Source organism: Pseudomonas sp. URIL14HWK12:I6, assembly GCF_000514195.1.
Lineage (GTDB): Bacteria > Pseudomonadota > Gammaproteobacteria > Pseudomonadales > Pseudomonadaceae > Aquipseudomonas > Aquipseudomonas putida_A.
Map to the genome: position 1 here is coordinate 29,794 of NZ_AZVL01000020.1, position 19,899 is coordinate 49,692.

At 62.8% G+C, this 19,899-nt stretch carries 14 protein-coding genes and 3 pseudogenes; 12 read left to right on the forward strand and 5 right to left on the reverse strand.

Features of this window, described 5'->3' with window-relative positions; genetic code table 11:
* Positions 1-110: 110 nt before the first annotated feature.
* The gene (locus tag H043_RS0121985) at positions 111-1,769 is read right to left on the reverse strand and encodes a phosphoethanolamine transferase (RefSeq protein ID WP_027613665.1); all 1,659 of its coding nucleotides are present in this window, start codon (positions 1,767-1,769) and stop codon (positions 111-113) included.
* Positions 1,770-1,885: 116 nt separating this feature from the next.
* Between H043_RS0121985 and H043_RS30975 the strand changes: the two are divergent.
* Positions 1,886-1,975 (forward strand): annotated as a pseudogene (locus tag H043_RS30975) (metal ABC transporter ATP-binding protein); the annotation flags it as partial.
* Between the two features lie 16 nt (positions 1,976-1,991).
* On the opposite strand, the gene H043_RS0121990 reads toward H043_RS30975, so the two are convergent.
* The 3 genes and pseudogenes from H043_RS0121990 to H043_RS0121995 form a co-directional block, all read right to left on the reverse strand.
* A complete protein-coding gene (locus tag H043_RS0121990) occupies positions 1,992-2,729 on the reverse strand; it encodes a TorF family putative porin (protein WP_027613666.1) in 738 nt (245 codons plus the stop codon).
* 81 nt (positions 2,730-2,810) lie between these two features.
* A pseudogene (locus H043_RS30795) lies at positions 2,811-2,921 on the reverse strand (metal ABC transporter ATP-binding protein); the annotation flags it as partial.
* Positions 2,918-4,660, reverse strand: coding sequence for an amidohydrolase (locus H043_RS0121995; protein WP_027613667.1), 1,743 nt, complete (start codon positions 4,658-4,660; stop codon positions 2,918-2,920). The pseudogene H043_RS30795 and the gene H043_RS0121995, both read right to left, overlap by 4 nt.
* Before the next feature lie 103 nt (positions 4,661-4,763).
* Between H043_RS0121995 and H043_RS0122000 the strand changes: the two genes are divergently transcribed.
* The 8 genes from H043_RS0122000 to H043_RS0122035 all read left to right on the forward strand — a co-directional run bounded on the left by H043_RS0122000 (position 4,764) and on the right by H043_RS0122035 (position 13,535).
* Positions 4,764-5,681, forward strand: coding sequence for a LysR family transcriptional regulator (locus tag H043_RS0122000; protein ID WP_027613668.1), 918 nt, complete (start codon positions 4,764-4,766; stop codon positions 5,679-5,681).
* 110 nt (positions 5,682-5,791) lie between these two features.
* Entirely contained in the window at positions 5,792-6,409 is a 618-nt protein-coding gene (lexA, locus tag H043_RS0122005) for a transcriptional repressor LexA (protein WP_027613669.1), read from the forward strand.
* Entirely contained in the window at positions 6,409-7,026 is a 618-nt protein-coding gene (imuA, locus tag H043_RS0122010) for a translesion DNA synthesis-associated protein ImuA (RefSeq protein ID WP_027613670.1), read from the forward strand. Before lexA ends, imuA begins: the two co-directional genes overlap by 1 nt.
* 7 nt (positions 7,027-7,033) lie before the next feature.
* The gene (locus H043_RS0122015) at positions 7,034-8,449 is read left to right on the forward strand and encodes a DNA polymerase Y family protein (protein WP_027613671.1); all 1,416 of its coding nucleotides are present in this window, start codon (positions 7,034-7,036) and stop codon (positions 8,447-8,449) included.
* The gene (locus H043_RS0122020; RefSeq protein WP_218187166.1) at positions 8,425-11,523 is read left to right on the forward strand and encodes an error-prone DNA polymerase; all 3,099 of its coding nucleotides are present in this window, start codon (positions 8,425-8,427) and stop codon (positions 11,521-11,523) included. Before H043_RS0122015 ends, H043_RS0122020 begins: the two co-directional genes overlap by 25 nt.
* Before the next feature lie 272 nt (positions 11,524-11,795).
* Positions 11,796-12,482, forward strand: coding sequence for a CsgG/HfaB family protein (locus H043_RS0122025; RefSeq protein WP_167734216.1), 687 nt, complete (start codon positions 11,796-11,798; stop codon positions 12,480-12,482).
* Between the two features lie 28 nt (positions 12,483-12,510).
* Complete coding sequence (locus H043_RS0122030; protein ID WP_007969675.1) at positions 12,511-12,879, forward strand: DUF4810 domain-containing protein; 369 nt, start codon at positions 12,511-12,513, stop codon at positions 12,877-12,879.
* Positions 12,876-13,535, forward strand: coding sequence for a DUF799 domain-containing protein (locus H043_RS0122035; protein ID WP_027613674.1), 660 nt, complete (start codon positions 12,876-12,878; stop codon positions 13,533-13,535). The genes H043_RS0122030 and H043_RS0122035 overlap by 4 nt, the downstream gene beginning before the upstream one ends.
* Positions 13,536-13,698: 163 nt before the next feature.
* Here the strand turns inward: H043_RS0122035 and H043_RS30800 are convergent.
* Positions 13,699-13,776 (reverse strand): annotated as a pseudogene (locus H043_RS30800) (flavin reductase family protein); the annotation flags it as partial.
* A gap of 122 nt (positions 13,777-13,898) precedes the next feature.
* On the opposite strand from H043_RS30800, the gene H043_RS0122040 reads away from it, so the two are divergent.
* The 3 genes from H043_RS0122040 (at position 13,899) to uvrA (ending at position 19,646) form a co-directional block, all read left to right on the forward strand.
* Complete coding sequence (locus tag H043_RS0122040) at positions 13,899-14,588, forward strand: GntR family transcriptional regulator (protein WP_027613675.1); 690 nt, start codon at positions 13,899-13,901, stop codon at positions 14,586-14,588.
* Between the two features lie 133 nt (positions 14,589-14,721).
* Positions 14,722-16,833: a PAS domain-containing sensor histidine kinase gene (locus tag H043_RS0122045; RefSeq protein ID WP_027613676.1), complete on the forward strand. Its 2,112-nt coding sequence runs from the start codon at positions 14,722-14,724 to the stop codon at positions 16,831-16,833.
* A 179-nt stretch (positions 16,834-17,012) separates the two neighbouring features.
* Positions 17,013-19,646 carry an excinuclease ABC subunit UvrA gene (gene uvrA / locus H043_RS0122050; RefSeq protein WP_027613677.1) on the forward strand — a complete coding sequence of 878 codons (2,634 nt, stop codon included), beginning with the start codon at positions 17,013-17,015 and terminating at the stop codon, positions 19,644-19,646.
* Positions 19,647-19,899 lie beyond the last annotated feature (253 nt).

The following is a 19,899-nucleotide window of genomic DNA, read 5'->3' on the forward strand; positions in this document are numbered from 1 at the left end:
TGGGAGCGAGCCTGCTCGCGAAAGCGGTGGATCAGTCAATATTGATGGCGACTGGTACACCGCATTCGCGAGCAGGCTCGCTCCCACAGGGGCGTTCAGTGTCTGGGCTGTTATTGCCCAGCCGTCATGGCTGGCCGGCACCCGCGAAACACATCCAGCCCCGGCTGATACAGCGCGGTCTTCACCTCGAACAACCCCAGCACCGAATGAAACAGGTTGTCATGGCTCAGGTCCGGCTGCCCGGTCTTGCCTTGCAGGCAATCGCGATCAATCCCCAGTTGCGCCAGGGTGTTGTTGCCAAACCACATCACCATCGGCACATGCGTCTGCGCTTCCGGCGCCAACGCATAGGGCGCGGCGTGCAGGTACAGGCCGTTTTCACCCAGCGATTCGCCGTGGTCGGAGACGTACAGCATCGAGGTGTCCAGTGAGTCCTGATTGCGCTTGAGCAACTCGATGACCTTGGCGAGGAAGTGGTCGGTGTAGAGGATCGTGTTGTCGTACACGTTGACCAGTTCATCGCGGCTGCAACTGCCCAACTGGTTGGTGTGGCAGATCGGCTTGAAGCGTTCCATTTCCTTTGGATAGCGCTCGTAGTATTCCGGGCCGTGGCTGCCGTCGGCGTGCAACACGATGATCGCGTGGCCCTTGAGGCTGTCGATGTAGCTTTGCAGGTCGGCCAGCAGCGCCTCATCGAGGCAGTTGTTGCCGTCGCAGAACGGCCCCGGCTGGTTCTTCGCGATGTCGCGGTGCGGCACGCGCAGGCAGGTGCCTTTGCAGTCGCTGTTGTTGTCCAGCCACAGCACTTGCACGCCGGCGCGTTGCAGGATATCCAGCAGGCCTTCGTAGGTTTTGCCTTTCTTGTCGCTGTAGTCCTCACGCGGGAACATCGAGAACATGCACGGCACCGACACTGCCGTGGACGTGCCGCAGGAGTGCACCTGGGTGAAGTTGAGGATGCCCAGTTTGCTCAGCTCGGGATTGGTCTCGCGCGCATAGCCGTTCAGCGAGAAATGATCGGCGCGGGCGGTTTCGCCGACCACAAACACCATCAGCGACTTCTTCTCGCGGCTGGTCGCTTTGGCGCTCATCACCGCGTCTTCACCGATGGCCTGCACCACAAAGTGCTTTTTGATGCCCAGGCGCTGCTTGGTGTATTTGCTGATGGCGTAAATGTAGTTGGTCGGGTTGATGAAGTGGGTGAGCTTGTCTTCTTCGCGGAAGATCGGCGCATAGGTCGAATAGAACGCGCCCACCGAGGCGCCGATCACCAGCACGCACGCGGCAATCACCAGCAGCTTGTTGAGCAGGCCGCGAAAGAACGGCCGATAACGCACCGGCCAGCGCCAGATCAACGCCGCCGGCAGCACGCCGAGCAGCAACACGTAAGCCAGCAGCTTGCCGTTGAACAGCGCAGCGGCTTCGCCCGGGTTGGTTTCGAACACGTTCTGGATCATCACCGTGTCGATGGTGATCCCGTATTCGTTCATGAAATACGCAGCGCAGGCCGAGAGCAGGGCCACCACAGTCAGCGCCGGTTTCAGCGTCCAGCGAAACGAAACCAGGGTCAGCAGCAGGGTGATCGCCGCCCACAGGAACAGCCCGAACGAAGCAAAAAACGCCAGTTTGTGTGCACCTTGCAGGGTGATCAGCGTACCCAGCGCCTTCCAGGTCGCCAGGTTGTACAGCGCCACCAGTGCCAGGGAAAACAGCAACACCAGCCGGGTGGAAGTGATGGACGGTAAACGCAGTCCTTTGCCCAAAGCCATTACAGACATTCCTCTACTCGAATAGATCACGCGCGGAAACGCGCGTAACTGTAGAAGAACAATAGTAAAAATTTCGTAAACATCCTGTAACAAAACTCGGGCGCAAATCTAAAACTGTGGGAGCGGGCTTGCTCGCGAAGGCGGTTGGTCGGCCGACATCGTTGTTGAATGACACACCGCTATCGCGAGCAGGCTCACTCCTACAATGGGTACTTTGGTGGGTCAGAAAGATTTGCTCAGGCTGGCGACCACCGTTGCGGTGCACACATCCTTGAATCCCCAGTTGCTCAGGCACTGGCTCTGCGACAGATCGGTGTCGATATAGCTCAGGCCCAACACCACCCCGGCCAGGTTGTGCGTCAGCTTGACCTCCCACTCCCGATAACTGTCCTCGCCATGCCCGGACGCCGAGTACAGGTGCGGGTCCTTGAAGTCCATGTTGCCGTAACGCAGCTTCAGCCCCGAATCGAATGGCAACTCGGCTTCATAACCGATATAGGTGTAGAGCGAGCTCTGCTTGCTGTCGATCCCCGGCGCATCGCTGGAGTAATACGCCGCCAGCTTCACCCCGTAGACACCGAGAATCCCGTAGACCTCGCTCTGGTTGAACTGGCTTTCCTTGGGGTAGGCGTACTTGAGGTAACCCAGATCGAGGCTGACATCCTCGGTGGCCTGCCACAGCCAGCCGGCGTAGTAATCGACTTCCTGCCGGGTTTTCAGGCCACCGCCAAAGTCGACGTTGGAGCTCCAGGCTCCCGCGTACAAACCGCTGCTGTGGGCAAGGGTCAGACCGGCCTGCACGGCCGGGTCATTTTGGGTTTGCGAGATGCCGCGGGTGCGGTAGTCGCTGGCCAGGGTCAGGTCGACCAGCACGGCGAAATCGTCGTTCAGGGGGATCGCGTAGCTGCTCAAGGGCAGCAAACTGGAAAAACCGAGGGCGAACAGGGGCAAGGCTTTCATGGAGAAGTCCCGATGTTGTGATTATTTTTGGGCAGTACGAAAACCGTGGAGGGAATGCAATCTCGGCCACCCTCACAGCCCCTGTGGGAGCGAGCCTGCTCGCGAAAGCGGTGGTTCATTCAGCATCGATGGCGACTGATACGCCGCCTTCGCGAGCAGGCTCGCTCCCACAGGGGGGAACAGTGTTGTTATTTTGTGGCGGTGTAGACCTGACGCCCACCAAACCAGGTTTGCAGCACCCGGGTGTCATGCAGGGCTTTTTCGTCGACGCTGAACACGTCGCGATCGACCACGATGAAGTCCGCCTGCTTGCCCGGCGTCAGCGAGCCAATCTGCTTCTCCAGGCCAATCGTGCGCGCCGCGTTGAGGGTATAGGCGTAAAACATGCTTTCGCGATCCAGACGCTCGTCGGCATTCAGCACGCCCAGCGGCCCGACGCGGGTGATGGCCTGGGCCATGGCGTTGAACGGGTTGGGCGACGACACCGGCCAGTCGCTGGCACCGGCAATCGTCGCGCCCTGTTTCAGCAGCGAGTGCGCCGGGTATTGATAACGGAAGGCGAGGGCGCTGACGTAGGGCTTGATCATGTCGGTGGTGTAGTCATCGGCACTGGCCCACAGCAATTGCATCGAGGCGATCACGTTCAGCGGCTTGAAGCGGGCGAACTCTTTCGGATTGACCATCTGCAGGTGCGTGATCGAGTGAGTGATGCCGCTCTGCCGATCCTTGCGCGCACGTTCGATGCCATTGAGTGATTCACGCACCGCACGGTCGCCGATGGCGTGGATGTGCACCAGCCAGCCGCGCTGGTCGATGGCGCTGACCAGCTCGCCGAAATGTTTTGGATCGATCAGCAGTTCGCCCTGTTTGTGCGAGTTGCTGTACGGGTCGATCATCGCCGCGCTCTGCGCCGGGTACTCGATCACGCCGTCGGCGAAGATCTTGACCCCGGGCAGGGTCAGGTTGGGGATGCCCTGAAACTGCTGGCGCACCTTATCCAGCGTCTCGAGGTCGGCGGGCAGGCTTTTCGGGTTGGCCACCAGCAGCGCTGCAACGTGCACGCTCATGCCGCCGCTTTCCGACAGCGCTTTGTAGGCTGGCAGCACGCCGACGGTTTTCTCAGTGGGTTTGAGGGCGAAGACCGGTTCGCCCGGTGCGGCATTGGCGGCGGGGTCCATCCACGCGGTGATGCCGAGGCTGTTGTTGAAGCGCACCGCGGATTTGGTCGCGGTGAGCATATCGGCCGGGCTCGGCACCGGCATTTTCGCGGCGACCCGGTCCCAACCGGCATCGACCAGAAAACCGTTGGGCTCGCCGCTGGCCAGTGCGCCGATCGTGTCTTGTTCCGCAGCGGGCAGGGTCTTGAGCAACGCCGCGTCGATGCCGGCGCGCTTGAGCATCACGTTGTTGGCCCACGCGGTGTGGTGATCGCTGCCGGTGAACACCACCGGCACGTCAGCCCACTCGCCGTGGTTGAAGGTCTTGCCCAGCGCTTCGGCCTGCGCCCAGTACGCTGAGCTCATGCCGGCAATGCTTAGCACATCGCCATGTCTGGCCTTGCCGTCGTCACGCCAGGCGCGCAGGCGTTTTTCCAGTTCGGCGAGGGCGACGACTTCGTCTTCCATGTTGGCCGAGACCATTTCCAAGCCACCGAAAATCGCGTGGGAATGGCTGTCGATCAAGCCTGGCATCAGCGTCTTGCCGCCGAGGTCGATCACCTGCGTGCCGGGTTCGATCAGCGCCTTGATCTGCGCATCGCTGCCGACTTTCAGCACCTTGCCGTTTTCCACGGCCAACGCCTGTACCTTCGGTTGCGTGCGATCGGCGGTGAAAATCTTGCCGTTGACCAGCACCAGATCGGTGGCGGCCATGGCTTCCATCGAGGCAAAACTTATCGCGCTCACCAGCAGACTCGGGATGAATCTTTTCATTGAAGATTTCCTTGTTATTGCGTCTGATGGCCAGATTAGTGGCTGACACTGGCCGACAGAACGCCTCCCTCACGAAAAACGTTTTTGCCTGAATGGAAAAAGCATGGACAAGCTGGGTGCACTGAAAATGTTCGTGGTTACCGCGCAACTCGGCAGTTTCAGCCGCGCGGCGGAGCAACTGGGCAAGACCCCATCGGCGCTGACCAAAGCGGTCAATCATCTGGAGTCGGAACTCGGCGCGCGGCTGTTCGAACGCAGCACGCGGCGGATTCTGCTCACCGAAATCGGCCGGGTTTATCTGGAAACCGCGCGGCTGGTGTTGCAGCGACTGGAGGAGGCCAGCGAGGAAATCGAGCAGTTGCAGCACGGTTTGCGCGGCAGCCTGAAAATCACTGCGCCATTGGCTTACGGGCGGGCGTTTCTCGATCAGGTGTGTGACGGCTTTTTGCAGCAATACCCGCAGATCAGCCTGCAAGTGGACCTGTGCGACGCGTTCGTCAATCTGCTGGAAAGCGGCTATGACCTAGCCTTGCGCGAGGGCCATGATGACCTGCCGGGGCTGATCGCCCGGGTGGTCGGCAGCAATCGGCTGGCGTTGTGCGGAAGCCCGGACTATCTGGCGCGCAAGGGTTTGCCGGTCACCCCACAAACCCTCGAACAGCATGAATGGCTGCTGTATCAGCACCCGTTGCTCAGTCGCGAGTTCTGGTGGGCCGAGCGCGACGGCCAGCGCCTGAGCCTGGCGCAGCCATCGGCGCCGTGCTTGCGCAGCGACAATTACGACCTGCTGCTGGCCAGCGCGTTGGCCGGACGCGGTTTGCTGCACACGCCGCTGTGGAGCGCCGCGCCGTACATTGCCGACGGGCGTCTGGTGCGAGTCATGGCTGACTATGAAATCGACCCCGACACCTTCGGCCCGCACATTCTCGCGGTGTACCCCAGCCATCGACGGGCCACGGCTAAAGTGGTGGCGTTCATCGATTACATCGCCGCCTTCCTCGCCGAACGCGGCCTCAACTGACGCCCCGTTCCCCTGTAGGAGCTGCCGCAGGCTGCGATCTTTTGATTTTTGTGGATCGCCGGCCCAGGCCGACTGGCGGTGCTTGTCAGTAAAATCCCACAGGAGTACAAATGTACTCCATGACAAACCTGACTCCCCGCCGTACCGCCATCCTGACCTTTATCCGCGAACGCATCGCCGAACACGGTCAGCCCCCAAGCCTCGCTGAAATCAGCGAGGCTTTTGGTTTTGCCTCGCGCAGCGTGGCGCGCAAGCACGTGCTGGCGCTCACCGAAGCCGGGTTTATCGAGGTCAATCCGCACCAGGCCCGGGGCATTCGCCTGCTCGGGCAAGCGCCGCGGCCGGAGCTGCTGGATATTCCCGTGCTCGGCCGGGTCGCTGCCGGTGCACCGATCGGCGCCGATGCCGACATCCATAACCGCTTGATGCTTGATCCCGCGCTGTTCTCCCGTGCGCCCGACTACATGTTGCGGGTGCAGGGCGACTCGATGATCGAGGACGGCATTCTCGACGGTGATCTGGTGGGAGTGAAGCGCAATCCCGAGGCGCTCAACGGCCAGATCGTGGTGGCGCGACTCGATGGTGAGGTGACGATCAAACGCTTCGAGCGTGTCGGCGCTACGGTGCGCCTGCTGCCGCGCAATCCGGCGTACCAGCCGATTGTCGTGCGCGATGATCAGGACCTGGCCATCGAAGGGGTGTTCTGCGGTCTGGTGAGGCAAGGCTGATGGGCGCCGTCGTTGCACTCGATACGCTGTTCAATGGCGGCCAGGTCTGGAAGGGCCGGCCTGCGCCACCGGCCGCCAGCCCGCAACCCACCGGGCATGCCGCGCTGGATGCGGCACTGCCCAGCGGTGGCTGGCCGGAAGCGGCGCTGAGCGAAATCCTCCTGTCCGGCCCCGGGGTTGGCGAGTTGCAACTGGTGTGGCCGACGCTGGCGCGGCTGTCGGCGGCGGGCGAGCGCATCGTGCTGGTAGCGCCACCGTTCGTACCGTACCCGCAGGCGTGGGCGAACGCAGGGGTCGATCTGCGTCAATTGTCGGTAATCCAGGCCAGCGAACGCGATGCCTTGTGGGCGGCGGAACAATGCCTGCGTTCCGGCAGTTGCGGCGCGGTGCTGTGCTGGCCGCACAAGGCCGATGACCGAGCGTTGCGGCGTTTGCAGGTGGCGGCGGAAACCGGCCAGACCCTGGCGTTTGCCTGGCGCCCGCTGAGCGAGGCAATCAACCCGTCGCCGGCCGCGTTGCGTATTGCCATCGACGCCAGACCGGCCCAGTTGCGCGTGCTCAAGTGCCGTGGCGGACTGGCGCGCACGGCGCCGATTGCGTTTGCCGTGGGGCACTGAGGTCGTCATGCGCTGGGTGTGTATTCTGTTCCCGCAATTGGCCCTCGACGCCGTGCTGCGTCAGCGTGCCGATCCCGATGAGCCGTTGGTGCTGCTCAGTGGCCCGGCCCAGCGCCGGGTGCTGCAAGCGGTGAATGCAGCGGCGCGCCAGCTCGGCTTGCGCGCCGGCCAGTCGATGACCGCCGCGCAGGCCCTAAGCAAAGGCTTTGCCACCGCCGATTACGACCTCGCCGAGGTCGAGCACTGGCAGCAGTTTCTCGCCGCGTGGGCCTATCGTTTCAGCGCGCAGGTCAGCGTGCATTATCCGCGTACCGTGGTGTTCGAGATCGAGTCGAGTTTGGGCCTGTTCGGCTCCTGGGCGCAGTTCGAAGCGCGGCTGCGCAAGGAGCTGACCGAGCTGGATTTCCGCCATCGCATCGTCGCCGCACCGAATCCGGTGGCGGCGCGGGTGCTGGCTAACGCCTACGACGGTCTGGTGGTACCTGACGGTGAAGCCCTGCAGCATCACCTCGGAAAGTTGCCCGTCGACCGTGTCGGGCTGGAGCCGCAGGTCGCCACCGCGCTGACGCGTATGGGGCTGCGCAACCTGAACCAGCTGCAGAGCCTGCCGCGTCAGGCCCTGGCCCGGCGCTTCGAAGCGTCGATGCTCAAGCATCTCGACACGTTGTTCGGCGCACGGCCGCTGGCCTTGGCGTTCTATCTGCCGCCGGATCGTTTTGATGTGCGCATCGAACTGAATTTCGACGTGCAATCCCATCAGGCGCTGCTATTCCCGTTACGGCGTCTGACCGCTGACCTGTCGGCATTCCTCTGCGGACGTGACAGCGGCGTGCAGCGTTTCGACCTGCATCTGGAGCACGCCGGGCTGCCGGACACGCTGATCAAGGTCGGCCTGCTCAGCGCCGAGCGCGATCCGGCGATGCTCTTCGAACTGGCCCGTGGGCGACTGGAACAAGTCCAGGTCGAGGCCCCGGTACGCGGCTTTCGCCTGCGCGCAGAAGACCTGCCGAGTTTCGTCCCGCAGTTTCAGGAACTGTTCGATGACCGTCCGCAACAGACCTTGCCTTGGGAGCAATTGCGCGAACGTCTGCGTGCACGGCTCGGCGATGACGCGGTGCAGGGCCTGCGCTTTCAGGCCGACCACCGACCGGAATGTGCGTGGCAGCACGGCGTCGACAAGCAGCGTTGCAGCGGTTTGCCGAGTGTGCAGCGTCCGGGCTGGCTGCTCGGCGAACCGCAGAGTGTCGCCGAAGGTTCGGCGCGGATTCTCATGGGCCCGGAGCGCATCGAGTCCGGCTGGTGGGACGGTGACGACGTGCGCCGCGATTACTACCTGATCCAGAACCGCGCCGGTCAACAGGGCTGGGCCTATCGGGCCGTGGGCGAGGGCGGTCCGCTGTGGCTGCAGGGCTGGTTTGCATGAACCACGACTATGCCGAGCTGCACTGCCTGTCGAATTTCAGTTTCCAGCGCGGTGCCTCCAGTGCCCTTGAGCTGTTTCAGCGGGCGAAAAAACACGGTTATCAGGCGCTGGCGATCACCGACGAGTGCACCCTGGCCGGGATCGTCCGGGCCTGGCAAGCGGCGAAATCGGTGGAGCTGCCGCTGATCATCGGCAGCGAAATCCGCATCGACAACGGCCCGAAACTGCTGCTGCTGGTGGAAAATCTTGCGGGCTATCAGGCCTTGTGCGGCTTGATCACTCAGGCCCGGCGGCGTACACAGAAGGGCCAGTACCAGGTGCTGCGCGAGGACTTCAACGAGCCGTTGCCGGGGTTGTTCACCGTGTGGGTGCCGGACAGCATCGATGACGTGGAGGAGGGCCGTTGGCTGAAGCAGACTTTCGGCGAGCGCCTGTATCTGGCTGTGCAGCTACATCGCGGGCAGGACGATCAGCGGCGGCTGGCGGCACTGCTGAGTCTGGCCGGGCAGTTGCAGATTGCCGCCGTGGCCAGCGGCGATGTGCACATGCACGCCCGTGGCCGGCGCGCCCTGCAGGACACCATGACCGCGATCCGCCATCACGTCCCGGTGGCCGAGGCCGGATTGCGCCTGCACCCCAACGGCGAGCGCCATCTACGCAGCCTCGAGGTGTTGCGTGAGCTTTATCCGCCGGCGTTGCTCGACGCCTCGGTGCAACTGGCGCGGCGCTGCACTTTCGAACTGAGCGAGTTGCGCTATCAGTATCCGAAGGAGCTGGTGCCGCAGGGGCACACCGGCAGTTCTTGGTTGCGCCAACTGACCGAAGAAGGCATTGCCTGGCGCTGGCCAAAAGGGCCGCAGGCCAAAGTGCTCAAGCAAATCGACGATGAGCTGAAACTGATCGCCGAGCTCGGCTACGAAAGCTACTTCCTCACAGTGCACGACGTGGTGCGCTTTGCCCGCGATCAGCAGATTCTCTGTCAGGGCCGCGGTTCGGCGGCCAACTCGGCGGTGTGTTTTGCTTTGGGTATCACCGAGATCGACCCGGATCGCACCACGCTGCTGTTCGAGCGTTTCATGTCGAAAGAGCGCAACGAGCCGCCGGACATCGACGTCGACTTCGAGCACGAACGCCGCGAAGAAGTCCTGCAATACGTGTTTCGCCGATATGGCCGGCGGCGTGCGGCGCTGACGGCGGTGGTCAGTACCTACCACGCTGCCGGGGCGGTGCGTGACGTGGCCAAGGCCCTTGGGCTGCCGCCGGATCAGATCAATGCACTGGCCGATTGCTGCGGCCACTGGAGCGACGAAACACCGCCGCTGGCGCGCTTGCTAGAAGGCGGTTTCGACCCCGACAGCCCGGTGCTGCGTCGAGTGCTGAGCCTGACCGGGCAACTGATCGGCTTCCCCCGGCACCTGTCGCAGCACCCCGGCGGCTTCGTGATTTCCGAGCAGCCGCTGGATACGCTGGTGCCGGTGGAGAATGCCGCCATGGCCGAGCGCACGATCATTCAATGGGACAAGGACGACCTCGATGCGGTCGGGCTGCTCAAGGTCGATATCCTCGCCCTCGGCATGCTCAGTGCCATCCGCCGTTGCTTCGATCTGCTGCGTCGTCATCGCCATCTCGATCTGAGCCTGGCGACGATTCCAGACAAAGACAAACCGACCTACGAGATGATCAGCCGCGCCGACACCATCGGTGTATTTCAGATCGAATCGCGGGCGCAGATGTCGATGTTGCCGCGCCTGAAACCGGCGAAGTTCTACGATCTGGTGATCGAGGTGGCGATCGTCCGCCCGGGGCCGATTCAGGGCGGGATGGTCCATCCGTACCTGCGCCGGCGTAACAAGGAAGAACCGGAAACCTATCCCTCGCCGGAACTTGAAGTGGTGCTCAAACGCACCCTCGGCGTGCCGCTGTTTCAGGAACAGGTGATGCAGATCGCTATCGTTGCGGCCGACTACAGCCCCGGCGAGGCCGATCAGTTGCGTCGCTCGATGGCCGCGTGGAAACGCCACGGCGGGCTGGAACCGCACAAGGCACGACTGGCTGCCGGCATGAAGAAAAACGGCTACACCGAGGAATTCGCCGCGCAGATCTTCGAGCAGATCAAGGGCTTCGGCAGCTATGGCTTTCCCGAATCTCACGCTGCCAGTTTCGCCTTGTTGACCTACGCCAGTTGCTGGCTCAAGTGCCACGAACCGGCGGCGTTCGCCTGCGCGTTGATCAACAGCTGGCCGATGGGTTTCTACAGCCCGGATCAGATTCTGCAGGACGCGCGCCGGCATCAGTTGCAGATCCGTCCGGTGGACGTGCGCGCCAGCGACTGGGATTGCAGTCTGGAACCGATCAGCGGCGCGCAACCGGCGATTCGCATGGGCCTGCGGATGATCAAGGGCTTTCGCGAGGACGACGCCCGGCGCATCGAGGCGGCGCGGGCGCGCGGGGCGTTTGCCGATGTCGCCGATCTGGGCGAGCGGGCCGCGCTCGACAGTCGCGCCCAAGCGTTGCTCGCCGATTCGGGGGCGTTGCGTGGGATGGCCGGCCATCGGCATCGTGCGCGTTGGGAAGTGGCCGGGGTGCAGAAACAGCTGGGCCTGTTTGCCGGTTTGCCAAGTCAGGAAGAACCCGATGTGCTGCTACCCAAACCGAGTGTCGGCGAAGATCTGCAGGCCGATTACGCGACTATCGGCACCACGCTGGGGCCGCATCCGCTGGCGCTGCTGCGTGGCGAACTGAAGGCGCGGCGTTGCCGCAGCTCTCAGGAGTTGCTGGACGTCGAGCACGGCCGGCCGGTGAGCATCGCCGGGCTGGTCACCGGGCGTCAGCGGCCGGGCACCGCCAGCGGCGTGACCTTCGTCACCCTCGAAGACGAGTTCGGCAACGTCAATGTGGTGGTCTGGCGCGATCTGGCCGAGCGTCAGCGTCAGGTGCTGGTCGGCTCGCAATTGCTCAAGGTCGATGGCCGCTGGGAGCGGGAGGGCGAAGTGCGGCATTTGATCGCCGGGCGATTGAGCGATCTGACTCCGTTGCTCGATGGCATCCGCGTGCAGAGCCGCGACTTTCACTAAACCCCAGAACACCACATATCCCCCCCTGTGGGAGCGGGCTTGCTCGCGAAGACGGTGTGTCAGTTAGCAAATAAGTGGCTGACACGCCGCTTTCGCGAGCAAGCCCGCTCCCACAGGGGGGATTTGTGTGTGTCCAAGCAAGCCAATTGATTGGCGTCAAAAATCTCTGTCACCAATGGTGGCACTTTGTCATAATGCCGCCCCTTTTCCGCTCCCCACCGCGTAGCCGTGCCGGGACACACCGTTTTTTTCAGAAGGAATGCACAGTGAGAATGATCTCCCGGATGTTGGTCTCAGGCGTTGCGATTGCCGTGCTCGGCACTATCGCCGGCTCCCTTGCCGGCTGCGCCACCGAAAGCTCACGCGCACTGCCGGTGGCCAAGGTCGAGAGCGCCACGCAAGTCTGGACCGGTGCTCGCGTGCCGATGGCGGTGGGCAAGTTCGATAACCGCTCCAGCTACATGCGCGGGATCTTCTCCGACGGCGTCGACCGTCTCGGCGGCCAGGCCAAGACCATCCTGATCACTCACTTGCAGCAGACCAACCGTTTCTCGGTACTGGATCGCGACAACATGGGCGAGATCCAGCAGGAAGCGGCGATCAAGGGCCAGGCCCAGCGCCTCAAGGGTGCCGATTACGTGGTCACCGGTGACGTCACCGAGTTCGGCCGCAAGGAAACCGGCGACCACCAGCTGTTCGGCATTCTCGGCCGTGGCAAGACCCAGGTCGCCTACGCCAAGGTCAACCTGAACATCGTCAACATCAGCACCTCCGAAGTGGTGTATTCGACTCAGGGCGCCGGCGAATACGCCTTGTCCAACCGCGAAATCATCGGCTTCGGCGGCACCGCCGCGTACGACTCCACCCTCAACGGCAAAGTCCTCGATCTGGCCATGCGCGAGGCGATCAATCGTCTGGTTGATGGCATGAACGCCGGCGCCTGGAAACCGGGCAACTGATCGCTATTCATTGCAAGGAGCAACACCCATGAATCTGACTTTGTCGCGGTCGCTGCTGGCCCTGACGCTGGCCGCCAGCGCCTTGCTGGCCGGTTGCAGCAGCCCGAAAACCCTGTACCAGTGGGAAGATTACCAACCGCAGGTTTACGAATACTTCAAAGGCGAAGAGCCAAAAGAAGCCCAGGCCGAAGTGCTGGAGCGCGACCTGCAGAAGATCCGTTCCACCGGCAAGGCCGTGCCGCCGGGTTACCACGCGCACCTGGGCCTGCTGTACCTGAGCATGGGCAAGGACGATCAGATGGTGCAGCAGTTCCGCACCGAGAAAGCGCTGTTCCCCGAGTCCGGCCCGTACATGGATTTTCTGCTTAAAAACGCCAAGACCGGAGACGCCCAATGATTTCGCGCACCCTGAAACTGCTGGCCGCCGGTTTGGCCCTGACCGTGCTCGGTGGCTGCGTCGCGCCGAAAACCGTGGATTACTCGGCGTACAAACAGGCACGGCCGAAGACCATTCTGGTGCTGCCGCCGCTGAACACCTCGCCGGACGTCAAGGCTTCCTACAGCTTGCTGTCGCAGGTGACGTTCCCATTGGCCGAAGCCGGTTACTACGTGCTGCCGATCACCCTGGTGGACGAAACCTTCCGTCAGAACGGCCTGACCACCCCGGATGACATTCATCAGGCGCCGGCCAACAAGCTCAAGGAAATCTTCGGCGCCGACGCTGCGCTGTACATCACCGTAACCGAGTACGGGACGCGCTACATGGTGATCAGCAGCGAAACCGCGGTGACCGCCACCGCCAAACTGGTCGACCTGAAATCCGGCACCACGCTGTGGACCGGTTCAGCGCGGGCATCAAGCGAAGAGGGCGGCAACAACAGCGGTGGCGGCCTGGTCGGCATGCTGATCACCGCCGCGGTGAAGCAGGTGATCAACAGTTCGACCGATGCCGGGTATCCGATTGCCGGCGTGGCGAGCAATCGCCTGTTGTCGGCCGGTCAGCACGCCGGCCTGTTGTACGGCCCGCGCTCGCCGAAATACGGCACGGACTGAAATTACCGGCACGCCTGAAATCTCCTGTGGGAGCGGGCTTGCTCCGGGCGGCGTTCCGACGAATGCGGTGGGTCAGTCGCCAAATGTTTTACTGACCCGGCGCATTCGCGAGCAAGCCCGCTCCCACAAGGGGAAGGCGTTTCGCAGCCGATTTATTTGGCGTCGGCCAAAACCGCTCGCCACCGCCCTGTGCTTCCGTCCACGCTTGCAATGAGCGGGTCGGCAAATCGAAGTCATCCCGCCCTAATCGTATCCAGACCCTGCATCAGGAGGCCGAAGGCGATATCCTGCGCCACACTTATCTGCGCAAACGGCGAATAACGCTGCAACACCGTGTTTGCCCGAGGCTAAAGGAGTGTTCGAATGACCGAGAAGAAACTGGAAACCACGGTCGACCGCGTCTACCAAGGGGTTTACCAGGCGATCAGCAAGCGTTCGCTGCGTCCGGGGATGAAGCTGGGCGAAGCGTCCCTGGCCGAACTGTTCAATGTCAGCCGCACGTCGGTACGCGCCGCGCTCAAGCAACTGGAAGCCGAGGGGCTGGTCACCACCGAGCCGAATAAAGGTGCATCGGTGTCGCTGCCGAGCAACGAAGAGATCCGCTCGCTGTTCGAAACCCGGCGGCTGATCGAAATCGGCATGGTCACCGAACTCTGTCGGCGCAAGGACACCGCCGCCATGCAGGTCTTGCGCGAGCACCTGCTACTGGAGGACGCAGCCCACGCGGCAGGCGATCACGAGCAACTGATTTACCTGCTCGGCGAGTTCCACCTCAAACTGGCGCGCAGCCTCAACAACCCGGTGCTGCTCGACTGGTTCCAGAAGCTGATTTCCCGCGCCTCGCTGTATGTCGCTGCACTGGATGACGACAGCCATGAAGCCTGCCGTGACAACGAACATCTGCGCCTGATCGAATACATCGAGGCGGGCGACCAGAGCGCCGCCATCGAACTGACCTGCACGCATTTGAACGGCATCGAGAAGGCGATTCTCGACGTCGCGGCGAAGATGAAAACTGGCTACCATCCGCTCAAGCACCTGATCGGGGTCTGATCCGGGCCTGGTCTGAAATCGGCTATACCTCTAATGAAACCATTACGGCCGATGAGGCTCGAAACAGACGGGCGTCGCGGCGTTCTGCCGTCGCGATGTATCGGGCAAACACCACAGGACACCGAGTCAATCGATGCAGTTTTTATCCGATAGCCACGGTTGTGACGGCTGGGAAGGCGAGATGGCCGAACGCATTTGCGCGTTCGACTGGCGCCTCACCGAACTCGGCCCGCTCGACACTTGGCCTGCCAGCTTGTGCAGCACCGTGCAATTGATGCTGGCCTCGCCCTTGCCGATGGTCATGCTCTGGGGCCACGCCGGCTACATGATCTACAACGACGCCTACTCGCAGTTTGCCGGGGGCCGCCACCCCTATCTGTTGGGGGTGCCGGTGGAGCTGGGCTGGCCGGAAGTCGCCGAGTTCAACCGGCATGTGGTCGACACCTGTCTGGCGGGCGGTACCTTGTCCTACCGCAACAAGGAACTGGTGCTGCTGCGCGATGGCGTGCCCGAAGATGTCTGGATGGATCTGTATTACAGCCCGGTGGCCAACGATGACGGCGTGCCTTCAGGAGTGATGGCGATGGTGGTCGAGACCACCGAGTTGGTGCGCTCCGAGCGCCTGCGTCAGGCGGCAGAAGACGCTTATCGGGCCGACAACGAACGGGTGCGTCTGGCGCTGAATGCCGGGGCCTTGCTTGGCTCGTTCGTCTGGGACGTGAAGAACAATGTGCTGTCGGCCGACGAGCGTTTCGCCCGGACCTTTTGCTATCCGCCGGATCAGGACCTGAGCAACCTGCCGCAATCCATCAATGAGTCGCGGATCCATCCGGACGACCTGGCGTGGGTGCATGATCGGGTCAGTCATTCGCTGCAGACCGGTGAGCCGTACAACGCCGAATACCGCGTGCGGCGCGCGGACGGCAGCTACCTGTGGGTGCTCGCCAGTGGCGCTTGCGAGTTCGACGAACACGGCGCGCCGTTTCGTTTTCCCGGGGTGTTGATCGACATCCATGAACGCAAGATTGCCGAAGAATCCCTGCTCAAATTCACGCGCAACCTGGAGCAGCGGGTGGCCAACGAAGTGGATGCTCGACTGGCGGCGGAAGAGCAACTGCGCCAGTCGCAGAAGCTTGAAGCCATCGGCGGACTGACCGGCGGCGTGGCCCACGACTTCAACAACCTGCTGCAAGTGATCGCCGGCAACCTGCACCTGCTGGCGCGGCATGAGCCGGACAATGCCAACGTGCAACGCCGGGTCAGCGCCTCGCTGGCAGCGGTCGAGCGCGGCGCCAAGCTGTCGTCGCAACTGCTCGCCTTTGCCCGGCGCCAACCGTTGTCGCCGGCGGTGTGCGATCCGCGGCAGATCTTCGACGGCGTCGGTGAATTGCTGCAGCGCGCATTGGGCGAAACCATTCAGATCGACGTGCAATTGCCGCAGGACCCGTGGCACATCAACGTCGACCGCAATCAACTGGAAAACGCCATTCTCAATCTGGCGATCAACGCCCGCGATGCGATGAAAGGCGAGGGTACGATTGTCCTCAGTGCCATTAATACTCGGCTGGACAGCACTTTTTGCGCGGGCAAAGGCATCGTCGCCGGCGATTTCGTGCGGGTGGTGGTCAGCGATACCGGCGTCGGCATTGCGCCGCAAATGCTCGAGCAGGTGTTCGAGCCATTCTTCACCACCAAGGCCGATGGCCAGGGCACCGGGCTCGGTTTGAGCATGGTGTTCGGCTTCGTCAAACAAAGTGGTGGTCACGTCGAGATCGACAGCACCGTGGGCGAAGGCACGCGGGTGCAACTGTATTTTCCGCGCAGCCTGCGTCCAGTTCTCGATGAGACGCCGAACGTCGACCCACAACAGGGTGGCGGTCACGAGACCATTCTGGTGGTCGAGGATAACGACGCAGTGCGAGCTTCGGCAGTGGAGTTGCTGCGCGAGGAAGGCTACCGCGTACTGACTGCGAGCAATGGCGACGTGGCAATGCAGTTGCTGCTGGACGGCGCGCAAGTGGATCTGATTTTCACCGACGTGGTGATGCCAGGGCTGATCAAAAGCTCCGATCTGGCGGCGTGGGCCAAGGTGCAGACGCCACCGGTGGCGGTGCTGTTCACCTCCGGCCACACCCGCGACATCATTTCGCGCAACCACCAGTTGAGCCCGGACACGCACTTGCTCGGCAAACCGTATGGCCCGGAGGCGTTGTTGCAGATGATTCGCTCGGTGCTGAGTGCCTGATTCCCTGTGGCGAGGGGATTCATCCCCGATGGAGTGCGCAGCACTCCCCAGCACTCCCCAGCATTTTCCCAGCTATATGGAATTTGCAGTAACTGCGCCGGCTGCGCCGCCGATCGGGGATAAATCCCCTCACCACAGGGTTCAGCTTCGCCCCTAAATTTTTTCTGCAGGGACAGCCAATGACTTCCAAGCGTAATTCCAAAGCACCCGCCGGCATGGTCCGGGTGCGTGGCGCCCGCGAACACAATCTGAAGAATGTCGACGTCGATATCCCTCGCGACGCGCTGGTGGTGTTCACCGGGGTTTCGGGTTCGGGCAAGTCGTCGCTGGCGTTTTCAACGTTGTACGCTGAAGCCCAACGGCGTTATTTCGAGTCAGTGGCGCCGTATGCGCGGCGGCTGATCGATCAGGTCGGGGTGCCGGATGTCGATTCCATCGAAGGCCTGCCGCCCGCCGTGGCCCTGCAACAGCAGCGGGGTACGCCGAGCACGCGTTCGTCGGTGGGCAGCGTGACCACCTTGTCGAGCCTGATCCGCATGCTCTATTCCCGCGCCGGCAGTTACCCGCCGGGGCAACCGATGCTCTACGCCGAGGATTTCTCGCCGAACACCCCGCAAGGCGCGTGCCCGGAGTGCCACGGTCTGGGCCGGGTCTACGAGGTGACCGAGGCGCTGATGGTGCCCGATCCGAACCTGACCATCCGCCAACGCGCCGTGGCGTCCTGGCCGCTGGCGTGGCAGGGGCAGAACCTGCGCGACATCCTCGTGACCATGGGCATCGACGTCGATATTCCCTGGAAGAAACTGCCGAAAAAGCAGCGTGACTGGATTCTGTTCACCGAAGAAACCCCGACCGTGCCGGTGTACGCCGGGCTGACCCCGGAGGAAACCCGGGTCGCCCTCAAGCGCAAGATGGAACCGAGTTATCAGGGCACCTTCACCGGCGCCCGCCGTTACATCCTGCACACCTTTACCCACTCGCAAAGTGCGCTGATGAAGAAGCGCGTTTCGCAGTTCATGCTTGGCAGCCCGTGCCCGTTATGCGACGGCAAGCGCCTCAAGCGTGAAGCGTTGTCGGTGACCTTTGCCGGTTACGACATCGGTGAGCTGTCGCAGATGCCACTGCTGCAAGTGGCCGAAGTATTGAAACCCGTGGCTGCGGCGACCTATCTGCAGCAGGCCGAAGAAAGCGGCGAAACCCTCAGCCATGCGCAAACCCGCGAGGCGCGCCAGCAGCGCGTGGCCCACGGTGCCAGCGGCCACGCCAGTGCGCCGGACGTGCGCCACACGCCGAACCTGTCGCTGGAAAAACGCCTGGCAGCGCAGCGGATTGCCGAGGACTTGCTGGAGCGGGTCAGCACCCTGACCGATCTCGGCCTCGGTTATCTGGCGCTGGAGCGCAGTACGCCGACACTGTCGTCCGGCGAGTTGCAGCGCCTGCGCCTGGCGACGCAATTGGGCTCGCAACTGTTCGGCGTGATCTATGTGCTCGACGAGCCGTCCGCCGGTCTGCATCCGGCCGATAGCGAGGCGCTGTTCGAAGCCTTGCAGCGCTTGAAGACCGATGGCAATACGCTGTTTGTGGTCGAGCACGATCTGGAAACCATGCGCCGCGCCGACTGGCTGATCGATGTCGGCCCGGCGGCGGGAGAGAAGGGTGGGCGGGTGTTGTACAGCGGCCCTCCGGCCGGGCTGGCCGAGATCGACGAGTCGCAGACCCGCGCCTACCTGTTTGCCGAGAGCCAGCGGCAGACCCGCACCGCGCGCAAGCCGAGCGGTTGGCTGAAACTCGATGGCATCAGCCGCAATAACCTGCACAACCTCAGCGCTGAATTTCCCTTGGGCTGCTTCACCTCGGTCACCGGGGTTTCCGGTTCGGGCAAGTCGAGTCTGGTCAGTCAGGCGTTGCTCGAACTGGTCGGCGCGCAACTCGGGCGGCCGCTGGTTGAGGACGAGCCGGAAGAGCTCAGCCTCGAAGACGATGCGCCGCAGGCCAGCACTGGTCAGGTGACTGCGGGGTTGGAGTCGATCAAGCGCCTGGTGCAGGTCGATCAGAAACCCATCGGCCGCACGCCACGTTCGAATCTGGCGACCTACACCGGGCTGTTCGACAACGTGCGCAAACTGTTCGCCGCCACGCCCGAGGCACGGGCGGCGGGGTATGACGCCGGGCAGTTTTCCTTCAACGTCGCCAAGGGCCGCTGCTCGACCTGCGAGGGTGAAGGTTTTGTCAGCGTCGAGTTGCTGTTCATGCCGAGCGTGTATGCGCCGTGCCCGACCTGTCATGGCGCGCGCTACAACCCGCAGACCCTGGCGATTCAGTGGCAAGGCTTGAGCATTGCGCAGGTGCTGCAACTGACCGTGGAAGAGGCGGTAGAAGTGTTCAACGAGCAGCCGGGGATTCGTCGTTCACTGGAGGTGCTGAGGGATATTGGCCTCGGATATCTGCGTCTGGGCCAACCGGCCACCGAGTTGTCGGGGGGTGAAGCGCAGCGGATCAAACTGGCCACCGAGTTGCAGCGCAATCAGCGCGGCGCGACCCTGTATGTACTGGATGAACCGACCACCGGGCTGCATCCGCGGGACGTCGATCGGTTGCTGGAGCAACTGGATACGCTGGTCACGGCAGGGCACACAGTGATCGTCGTCGAGCATGAAATGCGCGTGGTGGCGCAGAGTGACTGGGTGATCGACATCGGCCCGGGGGCCGGGGATCAAGGCGGCAAAATCGTCGCCGCCGGCACGCCGCAGAAAGTTGCCGCGAGTAAGAAGAGCCGAACCGCACCGTTTCTGGCCCGGGCCTTGAGCCGATAACCACGGCGATCCCACTGGCCCCATCGCCAGCAAGCTAACTCCCACAGGTTTTGCGGTGTGCACAAGGCTGGTGATCACCACAGCCCCAATGTGGGAGCGGGCTTGCTCGCGAAAGCGGTGTGTCAGGCAATAGAGATGCTGGCTATACCGACGCCTTCGCGGGCAAGCCCGGCTCCCACAGGTTTTTGCGGTGTTCACAACACCTGCGGATGGCATCAGTTCTGTGGGAGCCAGCCTGCTGGCGATGGCGGTA